General features: G+C 68.9%; 28 protein-coding genes and 1 pseudogene. 17 read left to right on the top strand and 12 right to left on the bottom strand.

Annotated features, from left to right (window positions below; all coding sequences use genetic code 11):
• Positions 1-899 (bottom strand): cytochrome ubiquinol oxidase subunit I (locus AC3IFE_RS13180; RefSeq protein ID WP_489190789.1); only part of this gene is annotated, 899 nt, incomplete at its 3' end.
• Between the two features lie 469 nt (positions 900-1,368).
• Here AC3IFE_RS13180 and AC3IFE_RS13185 point away from each other — a divergent pair.
• The 3 genes from AC3IFE_RS13185 to ltaE all read left to right on the top strand — a co-directional run bounded on the left by AC3IFE_RS13185 (position 1,369) and on the right by ltaE (position 3,377).
• Entirely contained in the window at positions 1,369-1,695 is a 327-nt protein-coding gene (locus AC3IFE_RS13185) for a hypothetical protein (protein ID WP_489190790.1), read from the top strand.
• 13 nt (positions 1,696-1,708) lie between these two features.
• Positions 1,709-2,245 (top strand): hypothetical protein, encoded by a 537-nt coding sequence (locus tag AC3IFE_RS13190; RefSeq protein WP_489190791.1) that lies wholly within the window; start codon positions 1,709-1,711, stop codon positions 2,243-2,245.
• Between the two features lie 118 nt (positions 2,246-2,363).
• Positions 2,364-3,377 (top strand): low-specificity L-threonine aldolase, encoded by a 1,014-nt coding sequence (gene ltaE, locus AC3IFE_RS13195; protein ID WP_089470778.1) that lies wholly within the window; start codon positions 2,364-2,366, stop codon positions 3,375-3,377.
• Between the two features lie 104 nt (positions 3,378-3,481).
• Here ltaE and AC3IFE_RS13200 read toward each other — a convergent pair whose 3' ends face one another.
• Positions 3,482-3,694: a DUF1059 domain-containing protein gene (locus AC3IFE_RS13200; RefSeq protein WP_489190792.1), complete on the bottom strand. Its 213-nt coding sequence runs from the start codon at positions 3,692-3,694 to the stop codon at positions 3,482-3,484.
• Between the two features lie 160 nt (positions 3,695-3,854).
• Positions 3,855-4,760, bottom strand: a complete 906-nt coding sequence (locus AC3IFE_RS13205) for an HTH-type transcriptional regulator ArgP (RefSeq protein WP_301737343.1) — start codon at positions 4,758-4,760, stop codon at positions 3,855-3,857.
• 298 nt (positions 4,761-5,058) lie between these two features.
• Here AC3IFE_RS13205 and AC3IFE_RS13210 point away from each other — a divergent pair, with 298 nt between their 5' ends.
• The gene (locus tag AC3IFE_RS13210) at positions 5,059-6,129 is read left to right on the top strand and encodes a rhodanese-like domain-containing protein (RefSeq protein ID WP_489190793.1); all 1,071 of its coding nucleotides are present in this window, start codon (positions 5,059-5,061) and stop codon (positions 6,127-6,129) included.
• Between the two features lie 125 nt (positions 6,130-6,254).
• Positions 6,255-6,914: a glutathione S-transferase family protein gene (locus tag AC3IFE_RS13215; RefSeq protein WP_489190794.1), complete on the top strand. Its 660-nt coding sequence runs from the start codon at positions 6,255-6,257 to the stop codon at positions 6,912-6,914.
• 102 nt (positions 6,915-7,016) lie between these two features.
• On the opposite strand, the gene AC3IFE_RS13220 is transcribed toward AC3IFE_RS13215, so the two are convergent.
• Both AC3IFE_RS13220 and AC3IFE_RS13225 read right to left on the bottom strand, forming a co-directional pair.
• Complete coding sequence (locus AC3IFE_RS13220; RefSeq protein WP_489190795.1) at positions 7,017-7,709, bottom strand: phosphatase PAP2 family protein; 693 nt, start codon at positions 7,707-7,709, stop codon at positions 7,017-7,019.
• A 423-nt stretch (positions 7,710-8,132) separates the two neighbouring features.
• On the bottom strand, positions 8,133-9,365 hold the full coding sequence (locus AC3IFE_RS13225; RefSeq protein WP_489190796.1) for an MFS transporter: 1,233 nt from the start codon (positions 9,363-9,365) through the stop codon (positions 8,133-8,135).
• Positions 9,366-9,466: 101 nt separating this feature from the next.
• Here AC3IFE_RS13225 and AC3IFE_RS13230 point away from each other — a divergent pair, with 101 nt between their 5' ends.
• Positions 9,467-10,465, top strand: a complete 999-nt coding sequence (locus AC3IFE_RS13230) for a LysR family transcriptional regulator (RefSeq protein ID WP_489190797.1) — start codon at positions 9,467-9,469, stop codon at positions 10,463-10,465.
• 38 nt (positions 10,466-10,503) lie between these two features.
• Here the strand turns inward: AC3IFE_RS13230 and AC3IFE_RS13235 are convergent, their stop codons facing one another.
• Both AC3IFE_RS13235 and AC3IFE_RS13240 read right to left on the bottom strand, forming a co-directional pair.
• Complete coding sequence (locus AC3IFE_RS13235) at positions 10,504-11,142, bottom strand: 2-hydroxychromene-2-carboxylate isomerase (RefSeq protein ID WP_489190798.1); 639 nt, start codon at positions 11,140-11,142, stop codon at positions 10,504-10,506.
• Between the two features lie 145 nt (positions 11,143-11,287).
• A complete protein-coding gene (locus AC3IFE_RS13240) occupies positions 11,288-12,106 on the bottom strand; it encodes an IclR family transcriptional regulator (RefSeq protein ID WP_489190799.1) in 819 nt (272 codons plus the stop codon).
• Between the two features lie 160 nt (positions 12,107-12,266).
• Between AC3IFE_RS13240 and AC3IFE_RS13245 the strand changes: the two genes are divergently transcribed.
• The 4 genes from AC3IFE_RS13245 (at position 12,267) to AC3IFE_RS13260 (ending at position 17,059) form a co-directional block, all read left to right on the top strand.
• Positions 12,267-13,259: a hydroxymethylglutaryl-CoA lyase gene (locus tag AC3IFE_RS13245; protein WP_089470771.1), complete on the top strand. Its 993-nt coding sequence runs from the start codon at positions 12,267-12,269 to the stop codon at positions 13,257-13,259.
• Complete coding sequence (locus tag AC3IFE_RS13250; protein WP_301737333.1) at positions 13,256-14,548, top strand: CaiB/BaiF CoA transferase family protein; 1,293 nt, start codon at positions 13,256-13,258, stop codon at positions 14,546-14,548. Before AC3IFE_RS13245 ends, AC3IFE_RS13250 begins: the two co-directional genes overlap by 4 nt.
• Before the next feature lie 83 nt (positions 14,549-14,631).
• Positions 14,632-15,942: an MFS transporter gene (locus tag AC3IFE_RS13255; protein WP_226211241.1), complete on the top strand. Its 1,311-nt coding sequence runs from the start codon at positions 14,632-14,634 to the stop codon at positions 15,940-15,942.
• 1 nt (position 15,943) lies between these two features.
• A complete protein-coding gene (locus tag AC3IFE_RS13260; RefSeq protein WP_489190800.1) occupies positions 15,944-17,059 on the top strand; it encodes an amidohydrolase family protein in 1,116 nt (371 codons plus the stop codon).
• Between the two features lie 15 nt (positions 17,060-17,074).
• Here AC3IFE_RS13260 and AC3IFE_RS13265 read toward each other — a convergent pair whose 3' ends face one another.
• The 3 genes from AC3IFE_RS13265 to AC3IFE_RS13275 form a co-directional block, all read right to left on the bottom strand.
• The gene (locus tag AC3IFE_RS13265; protein ID WP_301737331.1) at positions 17,075-17,551 is read right to left on the bottom strand and encodes an SRPBCC family protein; all 477 of its coding nucleotides are present in this window, start codon (positions 17,549-17,551) and stop codon (positions 17,075-17,077) included.
• 118 nt (positions 17,552-17,669) lie between these two features.
• Positions 17,670-18,155 carry an SRPBCC family protein gene (locus AC3IFE_RS13270; protein ID WP_489190801.1) on the bottom strand — a complete coding sequence of 162 codons (486 nt, stop codon included), beginning with the start codon at positions 18,153-18,155 and terminating at the stop codon, positions 17,670-17,672.
• A complete protein-coding gene (locus tag AC3IFE_RS13275) occupies positions 18,127-18,492 on the bottom strand; it encodes an ArsR/SmtB family transcription factor (RefSeq protein WP_489190802.1) in 366 nt (121 codons plus the stop codon). The genes AC3IFE_RS13270 and AC3IFE_RS13275 overlap by 29 nt, the downstream gene beginning before the upstream one ends.
• A gap of 226 nt (positions 18,493-18,718) precedes the next feature.
• On the opposite strand from AC3IFE_RS13275, the gene AC3IFE_RS13280 reads away from it, so the two are divergent.
• Entirely contained in the window at positions 18,719-19,249 is a 531-nt protein-coding gene (locus tag AC3IFE_RS13280; RefSeq protein WP_489190803.1) for a GNAT family N-acetyltransferase, read from the top strand.
• A 147-nt stretch (positions 19,250-19,396) separates the two neighbouring features.
• Positions 19,397-19,975, top strand: coding sequence for a hypothetical protein (locus tag AC3IFE_RS13285; RefSeq protein WP_489190804.1), 579 nt, complete (start codon positions 19,397-19,399; stop codon positions 19,973-19,975).
• Between the two features lie 42 nt (positions 19,976-20,017).
• Here AC3IFE_RS13285 and AC3IFE_RS13290 read toward each other — a convergent pair whose 3' ends face one another.
• Positions 20,018-20,602, bottom strand: coding sequence for a TetR/AcrR family transcriptional regulator (locus tag AC3IFE_RS13290; RefSeq protein WP_301737326.1), 585 nt, complete (start codon positions 20,600-20,602; stop codon positions 20,018-20,020).
• Between the two features lie 339 nt (positions 20,603-20,941).
• Here AC3IFE_RS13290 and AC3IFE_RS13295 point away from each other — a divergent pair, with 339 nt between their 5' ends.
• Complete coding sequence (locus AC3IFE_RS13295) at positions 20,942-21,646, top strand: SDR family oxidoreductase (protein ID WP_089470761.1); 705 nt, start codon at positions 20,942-20,944, stop codon at positions 21,644-21,646.
• A 60-nt stretch (positions 21,647-21,706) separates the two neighbouring features.
• On the opposite strand, the gene fabV is transcribed toward AC3IFE_RS13295, so the two are convergent.
• Positions 21,707-22,909, bottom strand: a complete 1,203-nt coding sequence (gene fabV, locus AC3IFE_RS13300) for an enoyl-ACP reductase FabV (protein WP_489190805.1) — start codon at positions 22,907-22,909, stop codon at positions 21,707-21,709.
• 162 nt (positions 22,910-23,071) lie between these two features.
• Between fabV and AC3IFE_RS13305 the strand changes: the two genes are divergently transcribed.
• From AC3IFE_RS13305 to AC3IFE_RS13320, 4 genes and pseudogenes are all read left to right on the top strand, one after another.
• Positions 23,072-23,605 carry a GbsR/MarR family transcriptional regulator gene (locus tag AC3IFE_RS13305; RefSeq protein WP_006480371.1) on the top strand — a complete coding sequence of 178 codons (534 nt, stop codon included), beginning with the start codon at positions 23,072-23,074 and terminating at the stop codon, positions 23,603-23,605.
• A gap of 88 nt (positions 23,606-23,693) precedes the next feature.
• Positions 23,694-25,013: an SDR family oxidoreductase gene (locus AC3IFE_RS13310; protein WP_489190806.1), complete on the top strand. Its 1,320-nt coding sequence runs from the start codon at positions 23,694-23,696 to the stop codon at positions 25,011-25,013.
• A complete protein-coding gene (locus AC3IFE_RS13315; RefSeq protein ID WP_340625621.1) occupies positions 25,010-25,480 on the top strand; it encodes a DUF2269 family protein in 471 nt (156 codons plus the stop codon). Before AC3IFE_RS13310 ends, AC3IFE_RS13315 begins: the two co-directional genes overlap by 4 nt.
• 145 nt (positions 25,481-25,625) lie before the next feature.
• Positions 25,626-25,956 (top strand): annotated as a pseudogene (locus AC3IFE_RS13320) (DUF393 domain-containing protein); the annotation flags it as partial.

A 25,956-nucleotide genomic window follows, 5' to 3' on the forward strand; every position in this document is an offset into this window, starting at 1 on the left:
CTGTGCGTCAGGATCAGGCTGCCGAGGTGCGGCACCTTCACCGCGTAGCGGGTCGTTTCGGCTTTCATGTCGGGAATGCCGAACAGGTTGAGCGCGGTGCCGCCCTTTTCGGTTTCCCACAGCCCTTCGATCGCGGCGATCTTCGCGGGCTGGTGCTTCAGCGTGTTGATGCCGTGCTGGTCGCCGATCACGGCCTGCAGCGGCGCGAGCACGAGCAGCAGCCACAGCGCCATCGAGAACATCTTCTTCACGCCCTTGTCGCGGCGCCCCTTCAGCAGGTGCCACGCGCCCGTCGCGGCCACCACCAGCGCGGCGACGATGAACGCGGCGATCGCCATGTGGAACAGGCGGTACGGGAACGACGGGTTGAAGATGATCGCGAACCAGTCGGTGGGCACGACCCGGCCGTCGACGATCTCGAATCCCTGCGGCGTCTGCATCCAGCTGTTCGACGCGAGGATCCAGAACGTCGAGATCAGCGTGCCGATCGCGACCATCAGCGTCGCGCCGAAGTGCGCGCGCGGGCTCACGCGGTTCCAGCCGAACAGCATGATGCCGAGGAAGCCGGCTTCGAGGAAGAACGCGGTCATGACCTCGTACATCAGCAGCGGGCCGGTGACGGCGCCGGCGAAGCTCGAGAAGCCCGACCAGTTGGTGCCGAACTGATAGCTCATCACGACGCCGGACACGACGCCCATCCCGAACGCGACCGCGAAGATCTTCGACCAGAACAGGCAGAGCGTTTTGTAGTACTGCTTGCCGGTCTTGAGCCAGCGATATTCGAGCACGGCGATGAAGCTGGCGAGGCCGATGCTCAGCGCCGGAAAGACGATGTGAAAGGAGACGGTGAACGCGAATTGCAGGCGGGCCAGATCGAGGGCCGAAAGTGCGGTGTCCATACCAGATGACCGAGGCTGACGATACCCGCCGGCGGGTGCCGGCGGCCCCCGGCGGACGGGCGTCGGGGTTGGCTGGAGTATGGGCCGCGATGTTGCACCGCGAAATGCGCCAACTCGTCGCAGATGTCCAGCCCGTCGCGGGCGATTTCCGGATAAATCGTTGATTCGTATCAAGAAGGCCGTTCGCGGCGCGTGCGGCCGCGGCGTGGCGGTCTGCCGCACGTGCGTCAATATGGCGCGTCGCATCATCGGAACGGTTTTGCGTGCGCGAAAACCGTGTGCAGGGACGGGGATCGGTTTCGATCCGTTAGCGTGTAACGCGCCGGTCCGGACGGGCGGGGCCGTTCGTCACACGGGTAACGGCGCGCAACATTCGCGTGGGCGTTGGTAATGGATGCCGGATCGCATGCGGCGTAGCGTTCGGGATGCAGGGTTCGCATCGACGAACCGGCCAGCCGGAGAACGTGACGTGAATGGATTGAAACTCGCGCTGGGTGCGGCCGCCGCGGTGGCGGTCGCGACGGGCGGCGTGGCGCATGCCGCCCGGGTCGGAGTCTATATCGGCCCCGGCTACCCGTATTACGCCCCGGTCGTCCCTGCGCCTTACTACTACCCACCGCCCGTCGTCGCGGTGCCGGTCGCTCCGCCGCCGCCGACCGAGTATGTCGAGCAGGGGCAGCCGCAGGACAACGGCGACGCGAACCTCTGGTACTACTGCGACGCGTCGAAGCATTACTACCCGTACGTGAAGACCTGCAAGTCGGGCTGGCGCTCGGTGCCGGTGCGGCCGCAGTGACGGAGGCGCAATGATGAAAACCGTATTTCGACTGCTGCGCGTGCCGGCGGTACTGTCGCTCGCCGCGCTGCTCGGTGCGTGCGCCTACCTGCCGACCGGGCCGAGCGTGATGGCGCTGCCGGGCACCGGCAAGTCGTTCGACCAGTTCCGCGCCGACGACGGCAGTTGCCGGCAGTACGCGTTCGAGCAATCGGGCGGCGTGAGCGCCGGGCAGGCGTCGACCGCGAGCGCGGTCGGCAGCGCGGCCGTCGGCACCGCGCTTGGTGCGGCGGCCGGCGCCGCGTTCAACGGCGGCGCCGGCGCGGCGGTCGGCGCGGGCGCGGGGCTGCTCGCGGGCAGCGTCGTCGGCGCGGGCGCCGCGCAGGGCTCGGCCTATGACGTCCAGCGCCGCTACGACTACGCGTATCTGCAGTGCATGTATGCGACCGGCAATCGCGTGCCGGTGCCGGGCGGGATGAGCGGTGGATATGGGGGCTATGGCGGGACTGCGCCGCGCGCCGCGCCGCCGATGCCGCCGGCGGGCGTCCAGCCGCCGCCGCCGCGATACTGACGCACGCGATCGCCGCGCATCCGTCGGCACATGCCGCGTGAATTGCGTACACTCTGAGTCTCGTTTTCGGCAGGGCCGGACGCAGGGATGCCGGCTCGCGTTTACTCAGGGCACAGCGATGATCGATTTACGCAGCGATACCGTGACACGTCCGAGCCAGGCGATGCTGGCCGCCATGACCGCCGCCGAAACCGGCGACGACGTGTGGGGCGACGACCCGACCGTCCTGCGCCTGCAGGCGGTGACGGCCGAGCGGGCCGGCAAGGAAGCCGGCCTGTTCTTCCCGAGCGGCACGCAGAGCAACCTGGCCGCGCTGATGTCGCATTGCGAGCGCGGCGACGAATACATCGTCGGCCAGCTCGCGCATACCTACAAGTACGAAGGCGGCGGCGCGGCCGTGCTCGGCAGCATCCAGCCGCAACCGATCGAGAACGCGCCGGACGGCACGCTGCCGCTCGCGAAGATCGCCGCGGCGATCAAGCCGCTCGACAATCACTTTGCCCGCACGCGCCTGCTCGCGCTCGAAAACACGATCGGCGGCCAGGTCTTGCCGGAAGGCTATGTGCAGGAAGCCGTCGCGTTCGCGCGCAGCCGCGGGCTGTCGACGCACCTCGACGGCGCGCGCGCGTGCAATGCGGCGGTCGCGTCGGGCCGCCCGATCGCCGAGCTGTGCGCGCCGTTCGATACCGTGTCGATCTGCTTCTCGAAAGGGCTCGGTGCGCCGGTCGGGTCGGTGCTGGTCGGCAGCCGTGCGCTGATCGAGCGCGCGCAGCGCTGGCGCAAGGTGCTGGGCGGCGGGATGCGGCAGTCGGGCATTCTCGCGGCGGCGTGCCTGTATGCGCTCGATCACAACGTCGAGCGGCTCGCGGACGATCACGCGAATGCCGCGCATCTCGCCGCCGGCCTCGCACGCATCGATTCGGTGAAGGTGCTGTCGCATGCGACGAACATGGTGTTCGCGCAATTCCCCGAGGCCGATTGCGCGCCGCTCGAGGCGTGGCTTAAGGAGCGCGGGATCCTCACGCAGATGCTGTATGCGTCGCGCTTCGTCACGCATTGCGACGTGTCGCGTGCGGACATCGACACCTTTCTCGGCGCGGTCGGCGCGTATTTCGCGCAGCGTCGCGCGTAACGCTGAATGCGCCGGCCGGCGACGGGCCGGCGCGGCGTGGCATGACGCCACACACGAAAGGGTGACGCGGTGCGCGGTGGGTCGATTCTTGCCGTGCCGGCGGATTACGCTTGCCGCGGCATGTCGGCGGGTGGCGTGCCGTCGTGGAACAGCGATTTCAGCTGCGTGCGCAGTTCGGCGCTGTCGGTGTGCTGGTGGACCGAGAGCGCATGCTGAACGGCGGCCTCCAGCAGTTCATTGTCGGAGTCGGCGGAAATCGCGACCGAGCAATGCGTCGCGCTGGGAAACTCGCGGCAATCGATATAGCGGCGGGACATGATGTTCTCCTCACATGAAAGGGAACGGCCGGACCTGGATGATCGGCCGCGCGGCGCGTTCGCGAGGCCGATGGGAAAAGTATAGGCGGCGCGGCCGACTTTCTCGTCGCCGTGCGGACCGCGCCGGCAGCCTCGAATTGCCCGCGCTTCCGCCAGCGCGTTACGGCAGCGGCGCGAGCAGCCGGCGCGCCGCTTCGACCACCCGCTCCGACAGCGACGCCATCGTCGGTGACTGCACGGTCCATGCGTGCCAGTACAGCGTGACGTCGGTCGGATGCGCGGGCGCGAGATCGACGAGCCCCTGCGCATCGAGCGGCGCGGCGCCGATCAGCGGCTCCGGCACCATCGCGTAGCCGAGCCCGTGCCGCACCGCCGCGAAGTGCGAATGGGTGCCTGGCACGTAGTGGCACGGGTACGCGCCTTCGGGCAACCCGAACTTCTCCTTCAGAAATGACGATTGCAGCGTGTCGCGCCGCGAATACGCGACGACGGGCGCGTGGCGCGCGCTCGTGCGGTTCAGCCCGCGCGGAAACCAGCGCACCGCGAACGCGGCGGCCGCGAGCAGCCGGTAGCGCATCGTGCCGAGCGGCGTCGCGATGCAGCCGCGCATCGGCTTCGGCTCGGTCGTCACGCAGCCGACCGCCATCCCGCTTTCGAGCAGCGCGAACGTGTGATCCTGATCCTCGACGATCAGTTCGAACAGGATCCGCTCGCCCGCGAGCACGGACGTCAGCGCGGGCAGGAACCACGTGCCGAGGCTGTCGGAGTTGAGCGCGATCGTGACCGAGATCGGCGATTCGCGCTCGGCCGCGAGCGTGCTCTGCAGGTCGGCCTGCAGCAGCGCGACGCGGCGCAGGTGCTGCAGCACGCGCTGTCCGGCCACCGTCGGGCGGCACGGCCGCGTGCGCAGCACGAGCGGCGTGCCGAGGCTCGCCTCCAGCGCGCGGACCCGCTGCGTGACGGCGGACGCGGTCACGTGCAGGCGCACGGCCGCCTGCTCGAAGCTGCCGGTGTCGGCGACGGCCAGCAGCGCGGCGGCCTGCTTCGGATCGATCGTCATCGACATGTCGGGGGTATTCCTGTGACCGGGGACGAGAACAGGCGGTAGTGTAAGGCAGCGTGCGCTGGCGTCCCGGCGCGGCGAATCGTCCCGCGATGCGCGATTCGTCGACGGAATCGGTTGCCGCGTAGGGGACGCGCGGCGGCGTGGGCATTTTGATCTACGCTATATGAACGGGCGAGACGCGGTGGGCGCGATGCCGCTCGCGCGGCGGCGCTGTCGTCATGCCGGCGCCCCACGCCACCACGCAGTGTGCCGATCCGACTACACCTCACCGAAGAACACGCGACGGAGCAACCGAGCCATGATCTTCCGGCAACTTTTCGACCCGCAATCGTCGACGTACACGTACCTGCTCGCCGACAGCGCCTCGCGCGAGGCCCTGCTGATCGATCCCGTGTTCGAGCAGGTGCGCCGCGACGCGGCGCTGCTCGACGAACTCGGGCTGTGGCTCGTCGCGACCGTCGACACGCACGTGCATGCCGATCACGTGACGGGTGCGTGGCTGCTGAAGCAGCGCACGGGCAGCACGATCGCGATCTCGGCCGCAAGTGGCGCGCAAGGCGCCGACCGCTACCTGAACGACGGCGACCGCTGCGTGTTCGGCGCGCGCTACCTGACGGTGCGCGCGACGCCCGGCCACACGAGCGGCTGCATCAGCCTCGTGCTCGACGACGAATCGATGGCGTTCACCGGCGATTGCCTGCTGATCCGCGGCACCGGCCGCACCGACTTCCAGCAGGGCGACCCGCGCGCGCTGTATCGCGCGGTGCACGGCCGGCTCTTCACGCTGCCGGCCACGTGCCTGTTGTATCCGGCGCACGACTATCGCGGGCTCACGGTGACGAGCGTCGGCGAGGAACGACGTTTCAACCCGCGCCTCGGCGGCGATCTCAGCGAAGACGATTTCGCCGGCTACATGCGCAACCTCGGGCTCGCGCATCCGCGCCAGATCGACGTTGCGGTGCCGGCGAACCTGCAGTGCGGCGTCGCCGCGAACGCGCCCGATGCGCAGGCGGCCGCCGACTGGGCGCCGCTCGTCTATACGTTCGCCGGCTTCTGGGAAATCGATCCGCAATGGCTCGAGGATCATCTGCCGGCCGTGCAGGTCGTCGACGTGCGCGAACCGGACGAATTCGCGGGCCCCCTCGGCCATCTGCCCGGCGCGACGCCGATCCCGCTCGGCGAACTGGCCGCGCGCACCGGCGAAATCGCGCGCGACCGGCCGGTCGTGACCGTGTGCCGGGCCGGCGGCCGTTCCGCGCAGGCCACCGTGATCCTGAAGCAGGCCGGCTTCGACGCGGTCGCGAATCTCGGCGGCGGGATGCTGCGCTGGCGCGCCGAAGGGCGCGTCGTGATGGACGGCCGCTCGTAGCAGCCCAGGCCTGTCCTTCGAAAAAATATCGGGCCGATGTCGAAACGGCCGGGCGCCGTGCGTCGTCAAGGTATCCGATCATGTGGCGCCGCGTGACGCGGCGCGCAACCCCGGGAGCCTCCACGATGATGCCGACGCTTTACGCCCATCCCTTTTCGTCCTATTGCCAGAAGGTGTTGACCGCGCTGTACGAGAACGACACGCCGTTCGAGTATCGCGTGCTCGCGCACGACGATCCGAAGCCGATGCAGGAACTGACGGCGCTGTGGCCGCTGAAGCGCTTCCCGGTGCTCGTCGATGCGGGCCGCACGGTGATCGAAGCGTCGATCATCGTCGAGTATCTCGGCCTCGCCTATCCGGGCCCCGTGCGCCTGCTGCCCGACGATCCGCGCGCCGCGCTCGAGGTGCGGACGATGGACCGCTTCTTCGACAACTACGTGGCGACGCCGCAGCAGAAGGTCGTGTACGACGCGCTGCGGCCGCAAGCCGAGCGCGATGCGCGCGGGGTGGCCGACGCGCGCGCGATGCTCGACACGTCGTATGCGTGGCTCGACAAGACGATGGCCGATCGCGAATGGGCGGCCGGCGACCGTTTCAGCCTCGCCGATTGCGGCGCGGCGCCGTTCCTGTTCTATGCGGACTGGACGCACCGGATCGATCCGGCGTTCGCGAACGTGATCGCGTACCGCAAGCGTCTGCTCGCGCGGCCATCGTTCGCGCGCGCGGTCGACGAGGCGCGGCCGTATCGTGCGTTCTTTCCGCTCGGCGCACCCGATTGCGACTGACGGACGCGGTCGTCGCCGGCCGTGCCGCGGCCGCGCATGGCCGGCAGCGCGCGCCGGGGCGACGGAACGACAGCAGCAGCGGCAGCATCGCGCGGCTGCTCGTCACATCGTGCGCGTGGCCGACTGCGCGAGCGTCAGCAGTTCGTCGAACTGCGTGATCAACTCGAAGCACAGCAGGAACGCGAGCGTATAGGCGGGCGCGGGGAAGCGCCGGATCATCTCCAGCACCTGCGGTGCGAAGCGCGAGCGGATCGCATCGCGCGTCAGCAGCCACGCGATCGCGATGCCGATCGCCGCGCCCGCGATCAGGTCGGTCGGATAGTGAAAGCCGAGATACGCGCGCGGCAGGCAGATGAACACGACCGAATACAGCAGCGCGACGATGCCGACGCGGCGCGCGATGATGAAGATGCCGGTCGCGATCGCCATCCACAGCATCGCGTGATCGCTCGGAAACGAACTCCAGGTCTGCAACGTCGCCGCGCGCAGTCCGCTCGACGGAAAGTGCAGGTGCAGGTCGGGGTTGTAGATCGGCCGTACGCGGAACGGCAGCACCTGTGCGAGCACGCGGCCGACGGCGAGCGCGACGAGCCCGCTCGCGACGGTGGCGACGACGAGCTCGCGTTGCCGCTCGCGGTTCGGGCCGGGCTGGAACCACAGCCAGCACAGCACCGGGACGAGCACGAAGCCCTTGAACGTGTAGAGGCCCGCGATCACGCGGATCGCGTGATTCATCAACGGGCCGAACGTCAGGTGGGTGAGAAAGATCTGGATCGTCGTGTCGAAATTATTCATGTCCTGTGCGACCCGGGCGGACGCGCAGCGCATGACGGGCGGCCAGCTGGATCGGAAAGCGCGCTCGCACGGAGCGCAACGGGGGCAAGTATGTCACCCGTTATTTCGAAGAAAATGCGAAAAAATACCGGGATTCCCCTGCTAAAACGGGGCTGGGCGGTGGGGCCGGATGGGGAGGCGCCGAGCGGTGCGGCAGGGATGAATCGTCCGACGTTTGCGCGCGCGCGTGCACGAGCGCCGAAAAAACATTTGGGTGAACTGGACATTCTGCCGGCCCGTGCGGACCTTGCGCCGGATGAATGATTGTCGCGCCGGAACGGTATGAATCTGCCGGGCGGCGCTGCGTCATGCGCGTCGATCAAAAAATAAAAAAAGCGGGCAAGCCGATGAGGCTTGCCCGCCGGTGTGACGCGATGCCCGACGTCAGTTGCGCCACACCCGTACGGCGAGCGCGGCCAGCGACGTCGCGACGGCCAGCCCGGTCACCGCGTTCCAGCCCAGTTGCGCGAGCAACAGACTGCCGATCGCTGCGCCGGCCGCCATCCCGATGAACATGCCGACGAACAGCACCGCATTGAGGCGGCTGCGCGACGCGGGATCGATCCGGTAGACGATCGACTGGTGCGCGATCAGCGTGGCCTGCACGCCGAGATCGAAGCCGATCGTCGCGACCGCGAGCAGCACGAGTTGCGCATGCGGCGACATCAGCGGCGCGGCGGCCATCGACGCGAACGACACCGTTGCGATGCCGATTCCGATCCGCGTGACGCGCTCGGGGCCGTGATGGTCGGCGAGGCGCCCGGCGATCGGCGCGGCCAGCGCGCCGGCGGCGCCCGCGAGGCCAAAGGCGCCGGCGGCCGCGCTGCCGAGGTGGAACGGCGCGCCGTGCAGCATCACCGCGAGGGTCGACCAGAACGCGCTGAACCCGACGGCCAGCAGCCCCTGCGCGAGGGCGGCGCGGCGCAGTGCCGCATGCTCGCGCCACAGCGCGCCGAGCGAGCCGATCAGCGCGCGATACGGCAGCCGCGTGGTCGGCTCGAAGCGCGGCAACCCGCGCGCGGCCACGGCGCCGATCACGGCGACGCTGGCGGCCGCGAGCGCGAACATCGCGCGCCAGCCGGCCGTCTCGGCGACGAACCCGGCCACGACGCGCGACAGCAGGATGCCGAGCAGCAACCCCGTCATCACCGTGCCGACGATGCGGCCGCGATGCATGTCGTGCGCGAGCGTCGCGGCGGCCGGCACGACGTCCTGCGCCATCGTCGCGGCGAGGCCGATCGCGAAGCTCGCCGCGAGCAGCAGCCCGAGCGACGGCGCGACGGCGGCCAGCAGCAGCGCGACGACCAGCGCGGCGGCCTTGGTCACGATCACGCGGCGCCGGTCGAAGCGGTCGCCGAGCGGCGCGAGCAGCAGGATGCCGAGCGCATAGCCGAGCTGCGTGAGCGTCGGCACGAAGCCGATCGCCCGCGCCGACGCGCCGAGATCGGGCGCGAGCGCGCCGAGCATCGGCTGCGCGTAGTAGAGCGGGGCGACGCCGAGGCCGGCGGCGGCCGCGAGCAGCAGCACGAGCCGGCGATCGGGCATCGAATGGGCGGCCGGACGGGCCGGAGCGTGCGCCGCGCGGGGCGCGGCATCGAGACGGGTCGGGGTGGACATCGCGTACATCCTGGGTTGAAGAAGGGGATGGACGCGAGTGTGGCCGTACGCGGCCGGCGACGGTAGTGCCGCCTCGCGCAGATTTGTTATACGCTCCACGAATGACCGAAAAATCCTCTCCTTCTCCCGCTGCTGGCGGGTCTCGACGCATTCAGGCGGTGCCGGTGGACGGCGCCGGCTATCGTTTCGAGCTGATGGAAACGTTCGTGCGCATAGTCGAGGCCGGCAGCCTGTCGGCGGCCGCCGTGCAGCTGCATACGACGCAGCCGACCATCAGCCGGCGGCTGCAGGCGCTGGAAAATTCGCTCGGCATGCGGCTGCTGCAACGCACGACCCATACGATGCGGCTGACCGTCGACGGCGAGCGGTGCTTCAAGCAGGCGAAGGAACTGCTGGCGAGCTGGGCGGCGTTCGAGGCCGATTTGCGCGGCGCGCAGGAGGAGCCGGACGGGCTGCTGCGCGTCGCGGTGCCGCACGCGTTCGGCCAGCAGCGTTTCGTTGCGCCGCTCGCGCAGTTCCTGCGCGACTATCCGCGCGTGTCGGTCGAGTGGCTGCTGCAGGACGAGGTGCGCGATTTCGTCGGCAGCGGCATCGATTGCGCGATCCAGGTCGGCGAGCCGACCGATCCGGGCGTGGTCGCGATCCGGATCGCGAAGGTGCCGCGTTTCGTGGTCGCCGCGCCGTCGGTGCTGAACGGTGCCGACGTCCCGGCCGACCCCGACGCGCTAGCCGCGCTGCCGTGGCTCGCGTTGCGCACCTACTACCGCAACGAGCTCACGCTGACGCATGCGGTTACGGGCGATACACGGCGCATCGCGATCCGGCCGCGCATCACGACCGCGAACCTGTATGCACTGCGCAGCGCGGCGCTGCTGGGCGTCGGTGCGTGCGTCGGATCGTCATGGATGCTCGCCGGCCATCTCGCGCGCGGCGAGCTCGTCCATCTGGCACCCGACTGGCAGGCCGCGCCGCTGCCCGTCTACCTGACCTATCCGCATGCGCAGTTCTATCCGTCACGGCTCGTACGGTTCGTCGCGATGATGCGCGAGGCCGTGCCGATGCTTGTCGAAGGGCGCGAGGGCGAGCCGGCCGGCGCGTGACGGCCGCCGTGCCGTCAGCTCGTCAGCTCGTCAGCTCGTCAGCCGCGCCGGATTCCTTCCGGCAGCGCGCTGATCCGGCGTACCTCGGGCGAATCGAGCCACGCGCGCGACGTCGCGCAGTCGACGAACATGTCGGTCGCGTCCTCGCCCCAGAACAGGTCGTCGTCGAGTACGAACGTCGGCACACCGAATACGTTCTCGGCGATCGCGCGATCCGTGTTCGCGCGCAGCGCATCCTTGACCGGTTGGGCCTCGACCGCCGTGACGCCCTCCGGAAAGCCGACGGCGTCGCACAGCGCGGCGAAGCCTGCCGGCGTCGAGACGTCCTGGCCGTCGCGCCAGATATGCCGGAAGATCCGCCGGATCGCGTCGCGCGAGCCGCCCATCGCGATCGCGAGGCGCAGCGGCTTGATCGGATTGAACGGGTGCGCGGGCGGCATCCGGAATGCAATGCCGAGCTTGTCCGCGCGATATTGCGCATGCCGATAGGTGAACACGCGTTTGGCCGCGATTTCCGCCGGCGCTTTCTGGCCCCAGTGCGCGAGCAGCGCGCCGAGCACGATCGGCCGCGGCTCGAACGCGGCGGCGGGCGGCAACCGGTCGAACTGTTCCTGTTGCAGATAGGCGAACGGCGAAACGAAATCGAAATACCAGCTGGCGGTGCGCGCGGCGTTCATCGCGGGTGTCTCCTCGGGCGGATCCGGTTGACGGTTGCACGTTCGGTGCGTCGCCGGCGAACGGCGCGCTGCGTGCATCGCCGCCCAGTGTCGCATGCGGCCGCCTTTCGCGCTGCCGTATCGCGTGCCGCGCGCAACCGGCGTCCTACGACCGGGCGGCGTCGTCCGCCGACGACGCGAGCCGCGCGAGACTGTCGCGCACGGCCGCCGCGTCGTAGCGGGCGCCCGCGCCGCCGAGTGCGACGGTCGCCTTCTGCGCGAGCGGCAGCAACATCGTGAGCGCCGCCGTCATCGCCGGCACGGCGGCGAGCCGCGATTTCGGGCCCGACACCGTCAGCGCACCGACGCATTCGCCGGCCGCGCCGAACACGGGCACGGACGCCGATGCCGTTTCGGGGTCGCGCTCGCCGTACGACGCGGCCCACAGCTGTTCGCGCACGTCGTTCCAGCGGGCGTCGTGCGTGTCGGTGAAGGCCAGCAGTACCTTGCCCGATGCGCCCTGGCCGACCGGAAACTCCTCGCCGACGCGGATCGACACGCGCACCGCCCGCGCGGGTTCGACGCGATACAGCACGGAGCGCACGTCGCCCTGGCGCACATAGAACGACGCCGTTTCCCCGAGCTCGCGGCTCAGCGTCTCGAGGAGCGGCTCGACCACCGGGCCGACGCGGAACGAACGCTGGTACAGCGCGGCAAGCCGCAACGGCTCGTGCCCGACCGCGTACTGGCCATCATCGAGCTTGCGCATGAATCCGCCATGCTCGAGCGCGGCGAGCAGGCGCAGGATCGTGCTCTTGTACAGCCCGGTGCGGCGCGACAACTCGGCGAGCGACAGCCGGTCGTCGGTCTGGCCGAACGCACGGAGGATCGCGAACGCGCGGTCGAGCACCGCGACGCCGCTGGACGCTTCTTCCGTCGCCGGATCGGCTGCGCCGCCGGCGTGATCTGCTGGATTCCTGGGCACGGCCTGCTTCCTTCGAATGATGGTCGGCGGACTATATCGTTCTATCTGGCAGAACGCAAGTTCCAGAAAAACGCGATTTCACGGGTATACCCCGCTTATCGCCCATTCAACACCCGCTTAAAGTTCTGTCAAACAGAACTATGTTCTTTCAGATAGAACGATGAGGTGTCGAATGGAGGAAAATCCGAAGATGCTGGTCAGCGAAGTCGGCCCGCGCGACGGGCTGCAGAGCATCAAGACCGTGATGCCGACGGCCGCCAAGCTGAGCTGGATCACCGCGCTGGCCGCGGCCGGCCTGCGCGAGATCGAGGTCGGGTCGTTCGTGCCGGCCACGCTGTTGCCGCAGATGGCCGACGTGCGCGAAGTCGTCGCGCACGCGCTCGCGATTCCCGGTTTGCACGTCGCCGCGCTCGCGCCGAACCTCCGCGGCGCCGAGGGTGCGTTCGACGCGGGCGTGCACAAGCTGACGCTGCCGGTCTCGGTCACGGAAGCGCATTCGCTGGCCAACATCCGCAAGACGCCCGCGCAGATGATCGATGAGGTGCGCGCGATCGTCGCGCTGCGCGACGCGCGGTTTCCGTCGGTGCAGATCGAGGCCGGCGTGTCGGTTGCGTTCGGTTGTACGATTGCCGGCGCGGTCTCCGACGACGAGACGATTGCGATGGCCGTCGCGATGGCCGAATGCGGGGTCGATGAAATCGGCTTGTCCGACACCAGCGGTTATGCGAATCCCGCACAGGTGCGCCGGCTGTTCATGCGGCTGCAGCGCGAAGTCGGCGACAAGGCCGGCGGCGCGCATTTCCACAACACGCGCGGGCAGGGGCTCGCGAACGTCGTCGCGGCGCTCGACGCCGGCGTGACGACGATCGACGCGAGTCAGGGCGGCCTCGGCGGCTGCCCGTATGCGCCCGGCGCCACCGGCAACATCGTCACCGAGGATCTCGTGTTCCTGCTCGAAGCGATGGGATACGACACGGGCGTCGACGTCGACGCGCTGCTCGTCGCGCGCGCGATCCTGCAGGCGGCGCTGCCGTCCGAGGCGCTGTACGGCCACGTGCCGGACGCGGGCTTGCCGAAGGGATTCCGCTATGCGGATGGCCGCGCGCCGTCGGCCGCGCAACCGGAAGGATGCATGACGGGAGTCGCACGATGAACGATCGACAACCGGCTGCCGCGCTGCCGTATGCAGGCGTGCGCGTGATCGAGATGACGCACATGGTGATGGGTCCGACGTGCGGGATGCTGCTCGCGGATCTCGGCGCGGAAGTGATCAAGATCGAACCGATCGCGGGCGACAGCACGCGGGCACTGCGCGGTTCCGGCGCGGGCTTCTTCGGGATGTTCAACCGCAACAAGAAGAGCGTCGCGGTCGACGTGAAAGACCCGCGCGGGCTGGAGATCGTGCGGCGGCTCGTCGCGACGGCGGACGTGTTCAGCGAGAACTTCAAGAGCGGCACGATGGACCGGCTCGGGCTCGGTTACCCGCAGCTGGACGCGCTGAATCCGCGTCTCGTGTACGTGTCGCACAAGGGCTTCCTGCCGGGGCCGTATGAGCATCGCACCGCGCTCGACGAGGTCGTGCAGATGATGGGTGGCCTGGCCTACATGACGGGCCCCGAAGGGCGGCCGCTGCGCGCGGGCGCGAGCGTGAACGACATCATGGGCGGCATGTTCGGCGCGATCGGCGCGATGGCCGCGCTCGCGCAGCGTGAACGCACGGGCCGCGGCCAGCAGGTGCAGAGTTCGCTGTTCGAGAACAACGTGTTCCTCGTCGCGCAGCACATGATGCAGTTCGCGGTGACGGGGCAGGCCGCGTCGCCGATGCCGAGCCGGATTTCCGCGTGGGCCGTCTACGACGTGTTCTCCGTCAAGGATGACGAACAGATTTTTCTCGCGGTCGTGTCGGACACGCAGTGGGCGCTGTTCTGCGACGCGTTCGGCCTGGCCGCGCTGAAGGACGACCCGCGCCTCGCGACCAACAACCTGCGCGTACAGGCGCGCGAATGGTTGCTGCCCGAGCTGCGCTCGCGGCTGGCGCCGTACTCGGCAGCGGAGATCGGCGCGATCTTCGAATCGACCGGCCTGCCGTATGCGCCGATCACGAAGCCGCAGGACCTGTTCGACGATCCGCATCTGCTCGCCACGGGCGGCCTCGAAACCGTGACGCTGCCGGCCGACGCGAGCAGCGCCGGGCGGCCGGTCGACACGCGCACCGCGCTGCTGCCGCTGACGCTCGCGGGTGAACGCCTGCGGCTGCGCTCGGCGCCGCCCGCGCTCGGCCAGGACACGTGCGCGCTGCTCGGCGAACTCGGCTACACGCCGGACGACGCGCGTGCGCTGATCGAGGCGGGCGTCGTCGCGGGGCGGTACGGCGCGAACGTTTCCGCGCACGGCGACGCGCCGGGCGGCGCGCCGTCGGCGAACGAAGTGGCGAGCGCGTAGCGCAGCCGCGATTCATCGAACGAACAAAGGCGTTCGGGCCGCGCACCGCGCGGCAGAGGAGCGCCGCATCCACGGAGACAACCATGACATCCGCTTCCCCGGCGCTGCCCGTCGATCGCGACACCGACACGTCGGTCGAGCAACGGGCCGTGCGCAAGGCCGCGTGGCGCTTCATCCCGCTGCTCGCGCTCGCGTATTTCTTCAACTACCTGGATCGCACGAGCGTCGGCTTCGCGGCGCTCACGATGAACCGCGATCTCGGGCTGACCGCAACGCAGTTCGGCTGGGGCGCGGGGATCATGTTCGCCGGCTACTGCGTGTTCGAAGTGCCGAGCAATCTCGCGCTGTATCGCTTCGGTGCGCGCCGCTGGCTCGCCCGCATCATGATCACGTGGGGGCTGATGGCGGCCGCGACCGCGCTCGCGACCGGGCCGACCAGTTTCTACGCGATCCGCCTGCTGCTCGGCATCGGCGAAGCCGGGTTCTTTCCGGGCGTGATCTTCTTTCTCGCCGTGTGGTTTCCGGCGAGCTACCGCACGCGTGTGCTGGCGTGGTTCACCGTGTCGACGCCGCTGTCGTCGCTGGTCGGCGGCCCGCTGTCGACATGGCTGCTGCAGCTCGACGGCACGCTCGGGCTCGCCGGCTGGAAGTGGATGTTCATCGTCGAAGGGCTGCCCGCGTGCGCGCTCGGCTTCCTCGTGCTGAAGCTGCTGTCGGATTCGCCGGCGAATGCCGCGTGGCTGTCGGACGACGAGCGCGCCGCGCTGCAGCGCGCGTTCGAACGCGACGGCGCGGCGGCCGCCGGCCGCAAGAAGCGCTTCGGCGTCGCGCTGCGCGACGTGCGCGTGTACGTGCTTGCGCTGATCTCGTTCGGCTTCACGATGGGCTCGTACGGCATCGGCATCTGGTTGCCGCAAATGCTGAAGGCGCACGGGATGTCGACGATGCAGACTGGCTGGCTCTCCGCGGTGCCGTACTTCTTCGCCACGATCGCGCTGCTGTGGTGGGCGAAACGGGTGGACCGTCGCGGCGGCCCGGTCGCGAACCTGGCGATCGGCTTGTGCATCGGCGCGGTGGCGCTCGGCGTGTCGACCCATTTCCTGACGCTCGGGCCCGCGCTCGTCGGCATCACGCTCGCGCTGATCGGCACGATTGCCGGCCGCACGATCTTCTATACGCTGCCGTCGCGCTTCCTGTCCGGCCAGGCCGCGGCCGGCGGGTTGGCGCTGATCAATTCGATCGGCGCGCTCGGCGGCTTCGCGGGCCCCTATCTCGTCGGCTACCTGAAGGACAGCTTCGGCACCTTCACGGCCGGGATGCTTGGCCTCGCGATCGTGCTGGCGATCACGACGCTGCTCACGCTGTCGCTGTATGCGTTCGACCGGAGCGAATGACATGACCTTTTCGATCAAACGGCGCCGGTTGATCGGTGCGGCCGCCGCCTCGCTCGCGCTGCCCGCGTTCGCCGAGACGGCAGCCAACGATGGAGTTCCCCGCATGACGCAAAGCAACTACCTCACGGTTCGTCCCGACTGGCTCGCGTCGGCGCTCGAACCCGCGCTCGAGCCCGACGTGCCGATCGTCGACGCGCATCATCACTTCTACGAACGGCCGGGCTGGATCTACATGCTCGACGACTATCTGCGGGACGCGCGCTCGGGCCACAACATCCAGGCGTCCGTCTACATGCAGGCGCAGACGCGTTACCGCGATTCGGGCCCGGCCGAACTGAAGCCGGTGGGCGAGACGGCTTACGTCGCCGGCGTGACCGAGCCGCTGCAGCACGGCCCCGTGGCTGTCGCGAAAGGCATCGTCGGCCATGCGGACCTGCGGCTCGGCGAACGCGTGCGCGACGTGCTGGAAGCGCATGTCGAAGCCGGGCGTGGACGGTTTCGCGGCGTGCGCCACCTGAGTACGTGGGATGTCGACCCGACGCTCGCCAATCCGCTGTCGGCGGTACCGCGCGGGCTGCTGCTCGATCCCGCGTACCGGGCCGGTGTCGCGCAGCTCGCGCCGCTTGGGCTGTCGTACGACGCGTGGCTGTTCTTCCCGCAGTTGCCCGAATTGTTCGATCTCGCCAAAGCGAACCCGGAGACGCGGATCATCGTCAACCATTGCGGCGGCGTCGTGCGAATCGGCAGCTATGCGGACAAGCGGCCGGAGGTGGTCGAGCGCTGGTCGGCGTCGATGCGCACGCTCGCGCAATTGCCGAACGTGTACGTGAAGGTCGGCGGCCTCGGGATGCGCATCAACGGGTTCGATTTCGAGAAGGGCGCGAAGCCGCCGTCTTCGGCACAGCTCGCCGACACGTGGAAGCCGTGGATGATGACCTGCATCGACGCGTTCGGCCCCGGGCGCTGCATGTTCGAGAGCAATTTCCCGGTCGACAAGGGCTCGTATTCGTTCGTGAACGGCTGGAACGCGTTCAAGCGCCTGACCGCGCAGGCCAGCGCGGACGAGCGCGACGCGCTGTTCCGCGGCACGGTCACGCGCGCGTACCGGCTCGGCTGACGCGCGTGCGCGGCGTCAACCGGCTTCCACCAGCGCCGCGAGCCGCGCCAGCGCCATCTGCCAGCCGCTCTCGTTGTCGGCGGCCGGCACGCCGGGCGGTAGGCCGTCGTGCACCGCGTCCACGCGCGTGCCGCCCGCTTCGTCCGACAGCGTGATCGTGATCGTCATCGCGCCGCGCAGCATCGGATCGTCGGTTTCGAATACATCGATTTCGACGATCTGCTCGTCGGGCACGAGCGTGACGAAGCGGCCGTGATAGGTGTCGGTGCGCGCGGTGGTCTTGCCGGTGCCGGCCGACGGTGCGTCGTAGCTCAGCGACACGCGCAGCGCGCCGCCTTCGCGCGTGTCGTACGCGTGCACGCGGCAGGTCATGCCGTCGGGCACTTTCCATTGCTCGACCGCGTGCGGGTCGAGCAGCGCGCGATAGACGCGCCCGCGCGGCGCGTTCAGGTGCCGGCTGACCCGGGTCGAATGCGTGTGCGTGTGCAACATGTCGCCTCCCGCGAAGCGTGCGAGACGGTGCACGCCGGCGCCCGGCGTGTCGTCATGCTTCCTTCGGGAATCCTAGGCGCGGGCGCGGCGGCATGCAATGACCGCACGCGCGGCGGCGTTAGCGCAGCGCGGCGGCGAAGTCGTCGAGCTGCGTGATGCAGGTGTTCCAGCCCTCGAAAAAGCCGAGCGCTTCGTGGCGCTCGCGCGTCGCGGCGTCGGGATGCATCACGCGCGCCTCGTAGCGGCTGCCCGCGTCGTCGTCGGCCATCGTGACGATCGCCGTGAAGCCCAGCCACGGCGTCTGCGGCCGCCAGCCGCCCGCGAGCATCGACGTGAACGCGATGCGCGATTCCGGCACGATGTCGAGAAAACAGCCGGGGTTGTCGCTCGTGCCGCCGTCGGGGCCGCGCATGAACGTATGGAAAGCGCCGCCCGGCCGCAGGTCGAACGCGCGTACCTCGGTGGTCCAAGGCTTCGGGCACCACCATTCCTTCAACAGTTCCGGGTCGGTCCATGCGCGCCACAGCGCGTGGCGCGGCGCGCGCAACGTGCGCGTGATCACGAGATCGTGGGCTTCAGCGGGTTCGACGTGGCTGGCTGACATCTTGCTCCTCCTGGTGACGGCGTTCGACGAATTCGACGAGACGATCGGATCGCGCTTCCCACTGCGCGCGCTGCGCGGCGAGCCATGCCTCGGCCTCGGTCAGCCGGCTGCCGACCAGCGCGCAGGTGCGCGAGCGGCCGGTTTTCCGGGTCTTGACGAGGCCGCTGCGCTCGAGCACGGCGACATGCTTCATGAACGACGGCAGCGCCATGTCGAACGGCGCGGCCAGCGCGGAGACGGTCTGCTCGCCGTGGCCGAGCGCGCTGACGATCGCGCAGCGCGTCGGATCAGCGAGCGCCTGGAACACGTCGTTGATGCGGGGATGAAGGTTATCCATTCGGCTAAGTGTAGGTGATGTTGCCAGCGCTGCAACGACAATTTTCGTCGCGTACGATGATGGGGCGGTAACACGCGCCGACCGGCCACGGGGTTACCGGACGCCCGTCGCGGGACGTCGTGGCGCACGGCTCGACACCCAGCCGGCGTTGGTTACGATCCCGCCGGTGCCGAACCGACGCGTGCGGCCCATCGGACTCCTTGACTACCTGACTACCGGAGATGGCATGACCGAACCTGTTACCGTCCGTCGCGTCGGCGCGAGCGAAGCGATGGCCTGTGTCGATGCGCTGGCCGACGTGCTGATCGATTGCGTCGAAGGCGGCGCGTCCGTCAGCTTCATGTTGCCGATCGAGCGGCCGACCGCGGTCGCGTTCTGGACACACGTGGCCGAGGGCGTCGCGAACGACGAACGCATCCTGCTCGTCGCCGAGGATGCGTCCGGCCGGATCGTCGGCACCGTGCAGGTCGTGACGGCGCTGCCCGAGAACCAGCCGCATCGCGCGGATATCGCGAAGATGCTCGTGTCGCGGCACGCGCGCCGGCAGGGCGTCGCCGCGCGCCTGATGGCGGCGGCCGACGCGGCCGCACGCGACGCCGGCAAGACCGTGCTGGTGCTCGACACGGTGACGGGCGGCGACGCCGAGCGGCTGTACGAACGGGCTGGCTGGCAGCGCGTCGGCGTCGTGCCGAACTTTGCGCTGATGCCCGACGGCGCGCTGTGCGCGACGACGTTCTTTCACAAGCAGTTGGTGTAATGGCGTCCGTCATGCACCCGGTCGCCCCGGCGCTTGTGTTCTTCACGCTCGCGGCGGGTGACTGAAAATCCGGGCCGGAAGCGTCGCCGGTCCCATATATATTCACGCCAGAAGACTTCAACGAAACGCCACGGAACCGCCGCCTCGATGAAACGCGCCCATGTCGCTTTCGCCGTCACGGGCCTCCTCGTCGCGCTGCCGCTTGCCGCGTATGCGCTCGTCAAGCCGCTGCGCGTCGTCGCGCCCGCGCTGATTCCCGGCGTGTCGTGCCCGAGCGCCGACATCTGCACGGACGATGTCGCGAAGCTCGGCGATGCACGGCGGCTCTATCGCGACGGCTACGCGCGCGCGGCGGCGGCCGTCGGCGCGTTCCGGGCTTCACCGCGCGTCGTGTTCTGCTCGACGCGCGCGTGCGCCGATGCGTTCGGCCTCGGCTCGCGCGCGGCGCTGACGCTCGGGGATTTCGGCGTGATCGTGGCCCCGCGCGGCTGGCAGACCTACTTTCTCGCGCACGAGCTGATTCATCACCGGCAGGCGGAAGTGCTCGGCAACGTCGCGGTCGTGACCAAGCCGCGCTGGCTGATCGAAGGGATGGCGTATTCGCTCAGCGACGATCCGCGCCATCCGCTCGCGCAACCGTTCGAGTCGTGGCGCACGCAGTTTGCCGCGTGGAATGCGGCGCGCGGCGCGCAGCCGCTGTGGGATGCCGCGAGGGCAGTCCAATAGCGCGCGACGGCGATGCGGTCGCGCGGGAATGGCGACGTGCCGCTACGCCGGCACGGCCGGATCGTCCGGCTGTCCCACGAGCGTGCGGCGCGCCGCATCGAGAATCTCGTCGGCGAATGCGGGATCGGTGCCGGCAACCGCCCGTGACAGCACCAGCGCGCCGACCATCTGGCTGAGGACGGCGATCGCGTCGCCGCGCGCGTCCGCCGCGGCCGAGCCTTCCATGGCGAGCATGCGTTCCAGCCGGTCGAGATACGCGGCGACGCCGCGCGTGTAGCAGGCACGCGCCGCGTCGGTCAGCCGCGGCGCATCGCCGGCGAAGCCCGACAGCGGGCAGCCGCCCTCGACGTTGTCGCGATGCGCGCCCGACAGGTACGCGGTCACCTGTTTCGCGACGCTGCCCGCGTTCGGCGAATCCGCGCGATCCTGCATGGCCTTGTCCACCACGGCGGCGACCAGCGCGTCCTTCGACTTGAAATGGTTGTAGAAGCCGCCCTGCGTGAAGCCGGCCTCCTTCATCAATTCCGTCAGCCCGACGGCGTCGACGCCGCGCACGCGGAACAGCCGCTCGGCGGCCGCGACGATCGCGTTGCGGTTGTCGGCGGCCTGTTGTCTCGAGACGCCCATCGATCCCTCCTTCTTTCCGGCAATTGCCACGATTGAAAAACACAATGGCGATCGACATTGACGTGCTGACCTCGCGCTGGCACCATGCGTCGCAAGACGATGGTGATCGACATTGAGATTCGAGTGTAGCCGACTTCGCGGACGAAGCGAAGCAATCGGCGCAGCGTGGATCGATGTCGGTCGGCGTCCAGGGTGCGGCGAGGCCAGGGCGGCGGGACGGCCCGGCTGGCGCACGGGCGGTGCAACGGTTCGGTACGCGATGGCGGCGTGGTTTTTCACCGGATTCCGGGCGTGCGACGAACCGGCGCGCGCGGGATCGAATCTCCGAAAGGAAGGGTCATGAAGATCGAAGGGGCAGTCGTTTTCATCACGGGCGCGAATCGCGGGCTTGGCCTCGAGTTCGCGAAGCAGGCGCTCGAGCGGGGCGCGCGCAAGGTTTATGCGGGCGCACGCGATCCGGCCAGCGTGACGCTGCCGGGCGTGGTGCCCGTGAAGCTCGACGTGACCGATCCGGCGGCGGTCGCCGCGGCGGCCGAGGCGGCGCGCGACGTCACGCTGCTGATCAACAACGCCGGCATCGCGCGGCTCGGCAGCCTGACGGACGACGGCGCGGTCGATGCATTGCGCGCTCACCTGGAGACCAACGTGTTCGGGATGCTGGCGATGTCGCGCGCGTTCGCGGGCACGCTTGCGGCCCACGGCGGCGGCGCGATCCTGAACATCCTGTCGGTCGCGAGCTGGGTGAACCGGCCGATCCTGTCGGGCTACGGCGTATCGAAATCGGCCGCATGGGCGCTGACCAACGGGCTGCGCCATTCGCTGCGCGAGCAGCGCACGCAGGTGGTCGGGCTGCATGCCGGCTTCATCGACACCGACCTGACGGCCGGCCTCGACGTGCCGAAAGCGACGCCGTCCGACGTCGTGCGCCAGGCGTACGACGCCATCGAGGCAGGGGCGGAGGAAGTGTCGACCGACGAGTTCACGCGGCAGGTGAAGGCCACGCTGTCGTCGGGCGTCTATCTGGAAGAACCGGCGCCGCGTTGACGCCGCCGGCAGGCGAACCCGCCGCCCGCGCCGTGCGCGGGGCGGCGGCGGATCGACCCGTCAGACCGTCGTGTCGATGATGCCCGGGATCTTCACGTCCGGGTTCACGTCCGCGTCGTAGTCGACGCCGGCGATCTCGAAGCCGAACAGGCGCAGGAACTCGGTCTTGTAGCCCGCGAAGTCGGTCATCTCGTACAGGTTCTCGTTCGTCACCTTGTCCCACATCGCGACGACCTTCGCCTGCACCTGCGGATCGAGTTCCTTGTAGTCCGCGCGCAGGCGGCCTTCGGCGTCGACGTGCGGCGTCGCGCCGTACAGGCTGTCCTTCAGGAGCCCGTACACCTGCTCGATGCAGCCTTCGTGCGTGCCGGTTTCCTTCATCACCTTGAACAGCAGCGACAGGTACAGCGGCATCATCGGGATCGCCGAGCTGGCCTGCGTGACGACGGCCTTCAGCACCGACACGCGGGCATCGCCGCCGTGCGCGGCCAGCTTGTCGCGGATCGACAGCACCTTCTTGTCGAGGTCCTTCTTCGCTTCGCCGATCGAGCCGTTCCAGTAGATGTCGTGCGTGATCTGCTCGCCGAGGTAGGTGAACGCGGTGGTCTTCGCGCCGTCGGCCAGCACGCCGGCTTCGGCCAGCGCGTCGATCCACATCTGCCAGTCCTCGCCGCCCATCACCGCGACGGTGCCGTCGATCTCTTCCTGCGTCGCCGGCTCGAGCGACACTTCGCGGATCACTTCCTTGTCGGTGTCGAGGCCGCGGAACGTGACGGCCTTGCCGACCGGCTTGAGCGTCGAGCTGATGGTTTCGCCCGTCTTCGGGTGCGTGCGGCGCGGTGCCGCGAGGCTGTAGACGACCAGGTCGACCTTGCCGAGATCCTGCTTGATGGTGTCGATCGTGACCTGCTTGACCTTGTCGGAGAATGCGTCGCCGTTGATGCTGCGCGCATACAGCCCCTTTTCGGCGGCGAATTTCTCGAACGCGGCGCTGTTGTACCAGCCGGCGGTGCCGGGCTTCGTTTCGCTGCCGGCGCGTTCGAAGAACACGCCGAGCGTGTCCGCGTCCGAGCCGAACGCGGCCGAGATCCGGGCGGCGAGGCCGTAGCCGGTCGACGCGCCGATCACGAGCACCTTTTTCGGGCCGTTGGCGATCGGGCCGTGCGAAGTCACGTAATCGATCTGTTCCTTGACGTTGGCTTCGCAGCCGACCGGATGAGTCGTCACGCAGATGAAGCCACGCACGCGCGGTTTGATGATCATGGGAGAACCTCTAGTCAGAAAGGCGGGGACGGCCTGAAATCGGAAAAATCCCGCGCATTGTAAAGGAAGCGGCCGATCGCGGGCGGCCGCGGCCGGCAGGCGCCGGATCGCCCGGTTATTTCTCTCTTGACAGAAATAACTGAAAAAACTAAATTCCCCACCATGGAACTCACACCGATTGCCGAACGATTCATTCTCCACTGGGGCGAAATGGGCTCGCGGTGGGGTGTCAACCGTACTGTCTCGCAGATTCACGCGCTGCTCTACCTGGCCGGACGGCCGGTTGCGGCCGACGAGATCGCCGAGACGCTCAACGTCGCACGCTCCAACGTCAGCACGAGCCTGAAGGAGCTGCAGGCGTGGCGGCTCGCGAAGGTCGTGCACGTGCTGGGCGATCGCCGCGACCACTTCGAGACGTCGACCGACATCTGGGAGTTGTTCAAGCTGATCGTCGAAGGGCGGCGGCAACGCGAGATCGAGCCGACGCTCACGGTGCTGCGCGATTGCCTGACGAATCCGGAGATCGCGAACGAGAGCCGCGAGACCGAACAGCGCATTCGCGACACGCTGCAGTTCGTCGAGACGCTCACGACCTGGTCCGACGAAATGCTGCGGCTCAAGCCCGATACGCTGATGAAGGCGCTCGGCATCGGCGCGAAGATCAGCCAGACGGTCAGGCGCAAGCCGTCGAAGTAAGCGGTAACGGCAGAGCGGGCACGCAGCCCGCTTTTTTGGAGACTTTTATTTCTGTCCGTACAGAAATAACTGTAAATAGAGGACGAGCATGAACGCAGCCTTGCCATTGAATTGCCCGCCCGATCGCACCGGCGCGCGCGGCATGACCGTGCTCGTCTGCGGCGCGAACGGTTTCATCGGGCAGGCGCTGTGCGCGCGGCTCGAAGCCGGCGGGTATCGCGTGCTGCGCGGCGTGCGCCGCGCGGCCGGCCCGCACGACGTCGCGATCGACTTCGCGCAGGACGTCGATTTTCGAGCGTGGCTCACGCCGCTGAAGGGCGTCGACGTGGTGATCAACGCGGTCGGCATGCTGGCCGATCGACGCGGCGCGACGCTCGACGCCGTGCATCGCGCCGCGCCGTGTGCGCTTTTTACCGCGTGCTGCCTTGCCGGCGTGCGGCGTGTGATCCAGATTTCGGCGCTCGGAGTCGAGCGCGGCGATACGCGGTACTTCGCGAGCAAGCAGGCGGCCGACCGTTTCCTGCAGACGCTGCCGATCGACTTCCGCATCGTGCGGCCAGCGCTCGTCTACGGGGCGGCCGGCGCGTCCGCGCGGTTCTTCCGGATGCTCGCGAGCCTGCCCGTGCATGTACTGCCGGCGGGCGGCCGTCAGCGGTTGCGGCCGGTGCACGTCGACGATCTCGCCGAAGTCGTGGCGCGGCTCGTCGCGCAAACGGGCGATTCGCAGGCGGCGGGCAGCCGGGTGATCGACGTGGTCGGCAGCGACGAGGTCGAGTACCGCGAGATGCTGGCCGGCTACCGTGCCGCGCTGGGATTTCCGCCGGCGGCCCGCGTGACGCTGCCGGGCCCGCTGGTCGGCGCGGCGGCCGCACTGCTCGGCACGCTGCCGGGGGCGATGCTGACGCGCGACACATGGACGATGCTGCGCGGCGGCAACACCGGCGATCCGGCGGCTGTCACGGCCGTGCTGGGCCGCCCGCCGCGCGGCCTCGGCGGCTTCATCGGCGCGGAAGCCGGCGCATTGCGCCGCGACGCGCTCGCGATGTGGCGGCGCCCGTTGCTGCTGGGGGGGGTCGCGATCGTGTGGATCTGGACGGCGATCGCGAGCGCCTTCATCCATCCGCTGCACGCGAGCCTCGCGCTGCTGGCGCCTGCGCACCTGACGGGCCTGCCCGCGCGGATCGCGCTTTACGCGGCCAGCGCGCTGGACTTCGCGTTCGGCATCGCGACCGTCGTCGCGCCGTCGCGGCGCCTGTGGGCCGCGCAGGCGGCGCTGATCATCGCGTACTCGGCGGTCATCGCGGTCACGATGCCGGGCCTGCTGGCCGAACCGTTCGGCCCCGTGCTCAAGAACGTGCCGATTCTCGCCATCCTGTCGATCCTCTATTCAGAAGAAGAACACGCATGAACACCTATCTCGTCATCAAGGCGCTTCACATCCTGTCTTCGGTGCTGCTGGTCGGCACGGGGTTCGGCACCGCGTTCTACCTGTTCTTCGCGAACCGCACGCGGTCGGTGCCCGCGATCGCGGCCGTGTCGCGGCTCGTGGTGCGCGCGGACTGGTGGTTCACGACGCCGGCCGTGATCTTCCAGCCGGCGTCCGGGCTGTGGCTCGCGCATACGGCCGGCTGGCCGTGGCATACGCCGTGGCTGCTCGCATCGATCGTGCTGTACACGGTCGCCGGCGCGTGCTGGCTGCCGGTCGTGTGGCTGCAGCTCGAACTTGCATCGATGGCGAAGCTCGCGCACGCGAACGGCGACGCCGCGTTGCCGGAGCGCTACTGGCGCTATGCGAAGCGCTGGGAACTGCTCGGCTATCCGGCGTTCTTCGCGATGCTGACCGTGTATTTCCTGATGGTGGTCAAGCCGATGTGAGCCCGCCGCCGTCGCGCGGGAGCGGCGGTATACGCGGGAAAGCAGTCGGTCGATCGGTTCACGATGCTTGCGATAACAAGAAGGAGTGCAACGCATGGAATCAAGTGAATGGGTTCTCCACTTCGATAAGCGATGTCCGCTTACCCCGCGCCGCGTCGCTGTGAACGTGATGTACGCCGCCGCGATCGCGCATCTGCTCGTCGGCGTGGCGATTCCGTGGATTGCCGGCGCGCCATGGCTCGACGCCTATCACCGCGGCATCGAGCGGCATTTCTGGTCGACAGCGGTGCCTCAAGCCGCGCGCGCCCAGCAGATCTGGTGGCTGTCGCTGCTCGGCGCGACGGTGCAGTGCGCCGCGGTCTGGATGCTCGCGCTCGTCCATCTCGGCAACCGGTTGCGGAAGCGGGAAGTATGGGGCTGGCTGCTGGCCGGCCTGTTGATCTGGGCGCCGCAGGACATGCTGTTGTCGTGGCAGG

The sequence above is a fragment of the Burkholderia sp. APQ4-4ca genome (assembly GCF_057837105.1).

Bases quoted from the DNA above. Each gene is read 5' to 3' on its own strand.
- AC3IFE_RS13290 (WP_301737326.1), bottom strand. From the start codon at position 20,602: ATGGGCGTCTCGAGACAACAGGCCGCCGACAACCGCAACGCGATCGTC.
- ltaE (WP_089470778.1), top strand. From the start codon at position 2,364: ATGATCGATTTACGCAGCGATACCGTGACACGTCCGAGCCAGGCGATG.
- AC3IFE_RS13270 (WP_489190801.1), bottom strand. From the start codon at position 18,155: ATGTCAGCCAGCCACGTCGAACCCGCTGAAGCCCACGATCTCGTGATC.
- AC3IFE_RS13205 (WP_301737343.1), bottom strand. From the start codon at position 4,760: ATGTCGATGACGATCGATCCGAAGCAGGCCGCCGCGCTGCTGGCCGTC.
- AC3IFE_RS13310 (WP_489190806.1), top strand. From the start codon at position 23,694: ATGAACGCAGCCTTGCCATTGAATTGCCCGCCCGATCGCACCGGCGCG.
- AC3IFE_RS13245 (WP_089470771.1), top strand. From the start codon at position 12,267: ATGAGGTGTCGAATGGAGGAAAATCCGAAGATGCTGGTCAGCGAAGTC.
- AC3IFE_RS13260 (WP_489190800.1), top strand. From the start codon at position 15,944: ATGACCTTTTCGATCAAACGGCGCCGGTTGATCGGTGCGGCCGCCGCC.
- AC3IFE_RS13250 (WP_301737333.1), top strand. From the start codon at position 13,256: ATGAACGATCGACAACCGGCTGCCGCGCTGCCGTATGCAGGCGTGCGC.
- AC3IFE_RS13275 (WP_489190802.1), bottom strand. From the start codon at position 18,492: ATGGATAACCTTCATCCCCGCATCAACGACGTGTTCCAGGCGCTCGCT.
- fabV (WP_489190805.1), bottom strand. From the start codon at position 22,909: ATGATCATCAAACCGCGCGTGCGTGGCTTCATCTGCGTGACGACTCAT.
- AC3IFE_RS13315 (WP_340625621.1), top strand. From the start codon at position 25,010: ATGAACACCTATCTCGTCATCAAGGCGCTTCACATCCTGTCTTCGGTG.
- AC3IFE_RS13280 (WP_489190803.1), top strand. From the start codon at position 18,719: ATGACCGAACCTGTTACCGTCCGTCGCGTCGGCGCGAGCGAAGCGATG.
- AC3IFE_RS13305 (WP_006480371.1), top strand. From the start codon at position 23,072: ATGGAACTCACACCGATTGCCGAACGATTCATTCTCCACTGGGGCGAA.
- AC3IFE_RS13220 (WP_489190795.1), bottom strand. From the start codon at position 7,709: ATGAATAATTTCGACACGACGATCCAGATCTTTCTCACCCACCTGACG.
- AC3IFE_RS13225 (WP_489190796.1), bottom strand. From the start codon at position 9,365: ATGTCCACCCCGACCCGTCTCGATGCCGCGCCCCGCGCGGCGCACGCT.
- AC3IFE_RS13200 (WP_489190792.1), bottom strand. From the start codon at position 3,694: ATGTCCCGCCGCTATATCGATTGCCGCGAGTTTCCCAGCGCGACGCAT.
- AC3IFE_RS13210 (WP_489190793.1), top strand. From the start codon at position 5,059: ATGATCTTCCGGCAACTTTTCGACCCGCAATCGTCGACGTACACGTAC.
- AC3IFE_RS13230 (WP_489190797.1), top strand. From the start codon at position 9,467: ATGACCGAAAAATCCTCTCCTTCTCCCGCTGCTGGCGGGTCTCGACGC.
- AC3IFE_RS13255 (WP_226211241.1), top strand. From the start codon at position 14,632: ATGACATCCGCTTCCCCGGCGCTGCCCGTCGATCGCGACACCGACACG.
- AC3IFE_RS13285 (WP_489190804.1), top strand. From the start codon at position 19,397: ATGAAACGCGCCCATGTCGCTTTCGCCGTCACGGGCCTCCTCGTCGCG.
- AC3IFE_RS13295 (WP_089470761.1), top strand. From the start codon at position 20,942: ATGAAGATCGAAGGGGCAGTCGTTTTCATCACGGGCGCGAATCGCGGG.
- AC3IFE_RS13215 (WP_489190794.1), top strand. From the start codon at position 6,255: ATGATGCCGACGCTTTACGCCCATCCCTTTTCGTCCTATTGCCAGAAG.
- AC3IFE_RS13265 (WP_301737331.1), bottom strand. From the start codon at position 17,551: ATGTTGCACACGCACACGCATTCGACCCGGGTCAGCCGGCACCTGAAC.
- AC3IFE_RS13235 (WP_489190798.1), bottom strand. From the start codon at position 11,142: ATGAACGCCGCGCGCACCGCCAGCTGGTATTTCGATTTCGTTTCGCCG.
- AC3IFE_RS13190 (WP_489190791.1), top strand. From the start codon at position 1,709: ATGAAAACCGTATTTCGACTGCTGCGCGTGCCGGCGGTACTGTCGCTC.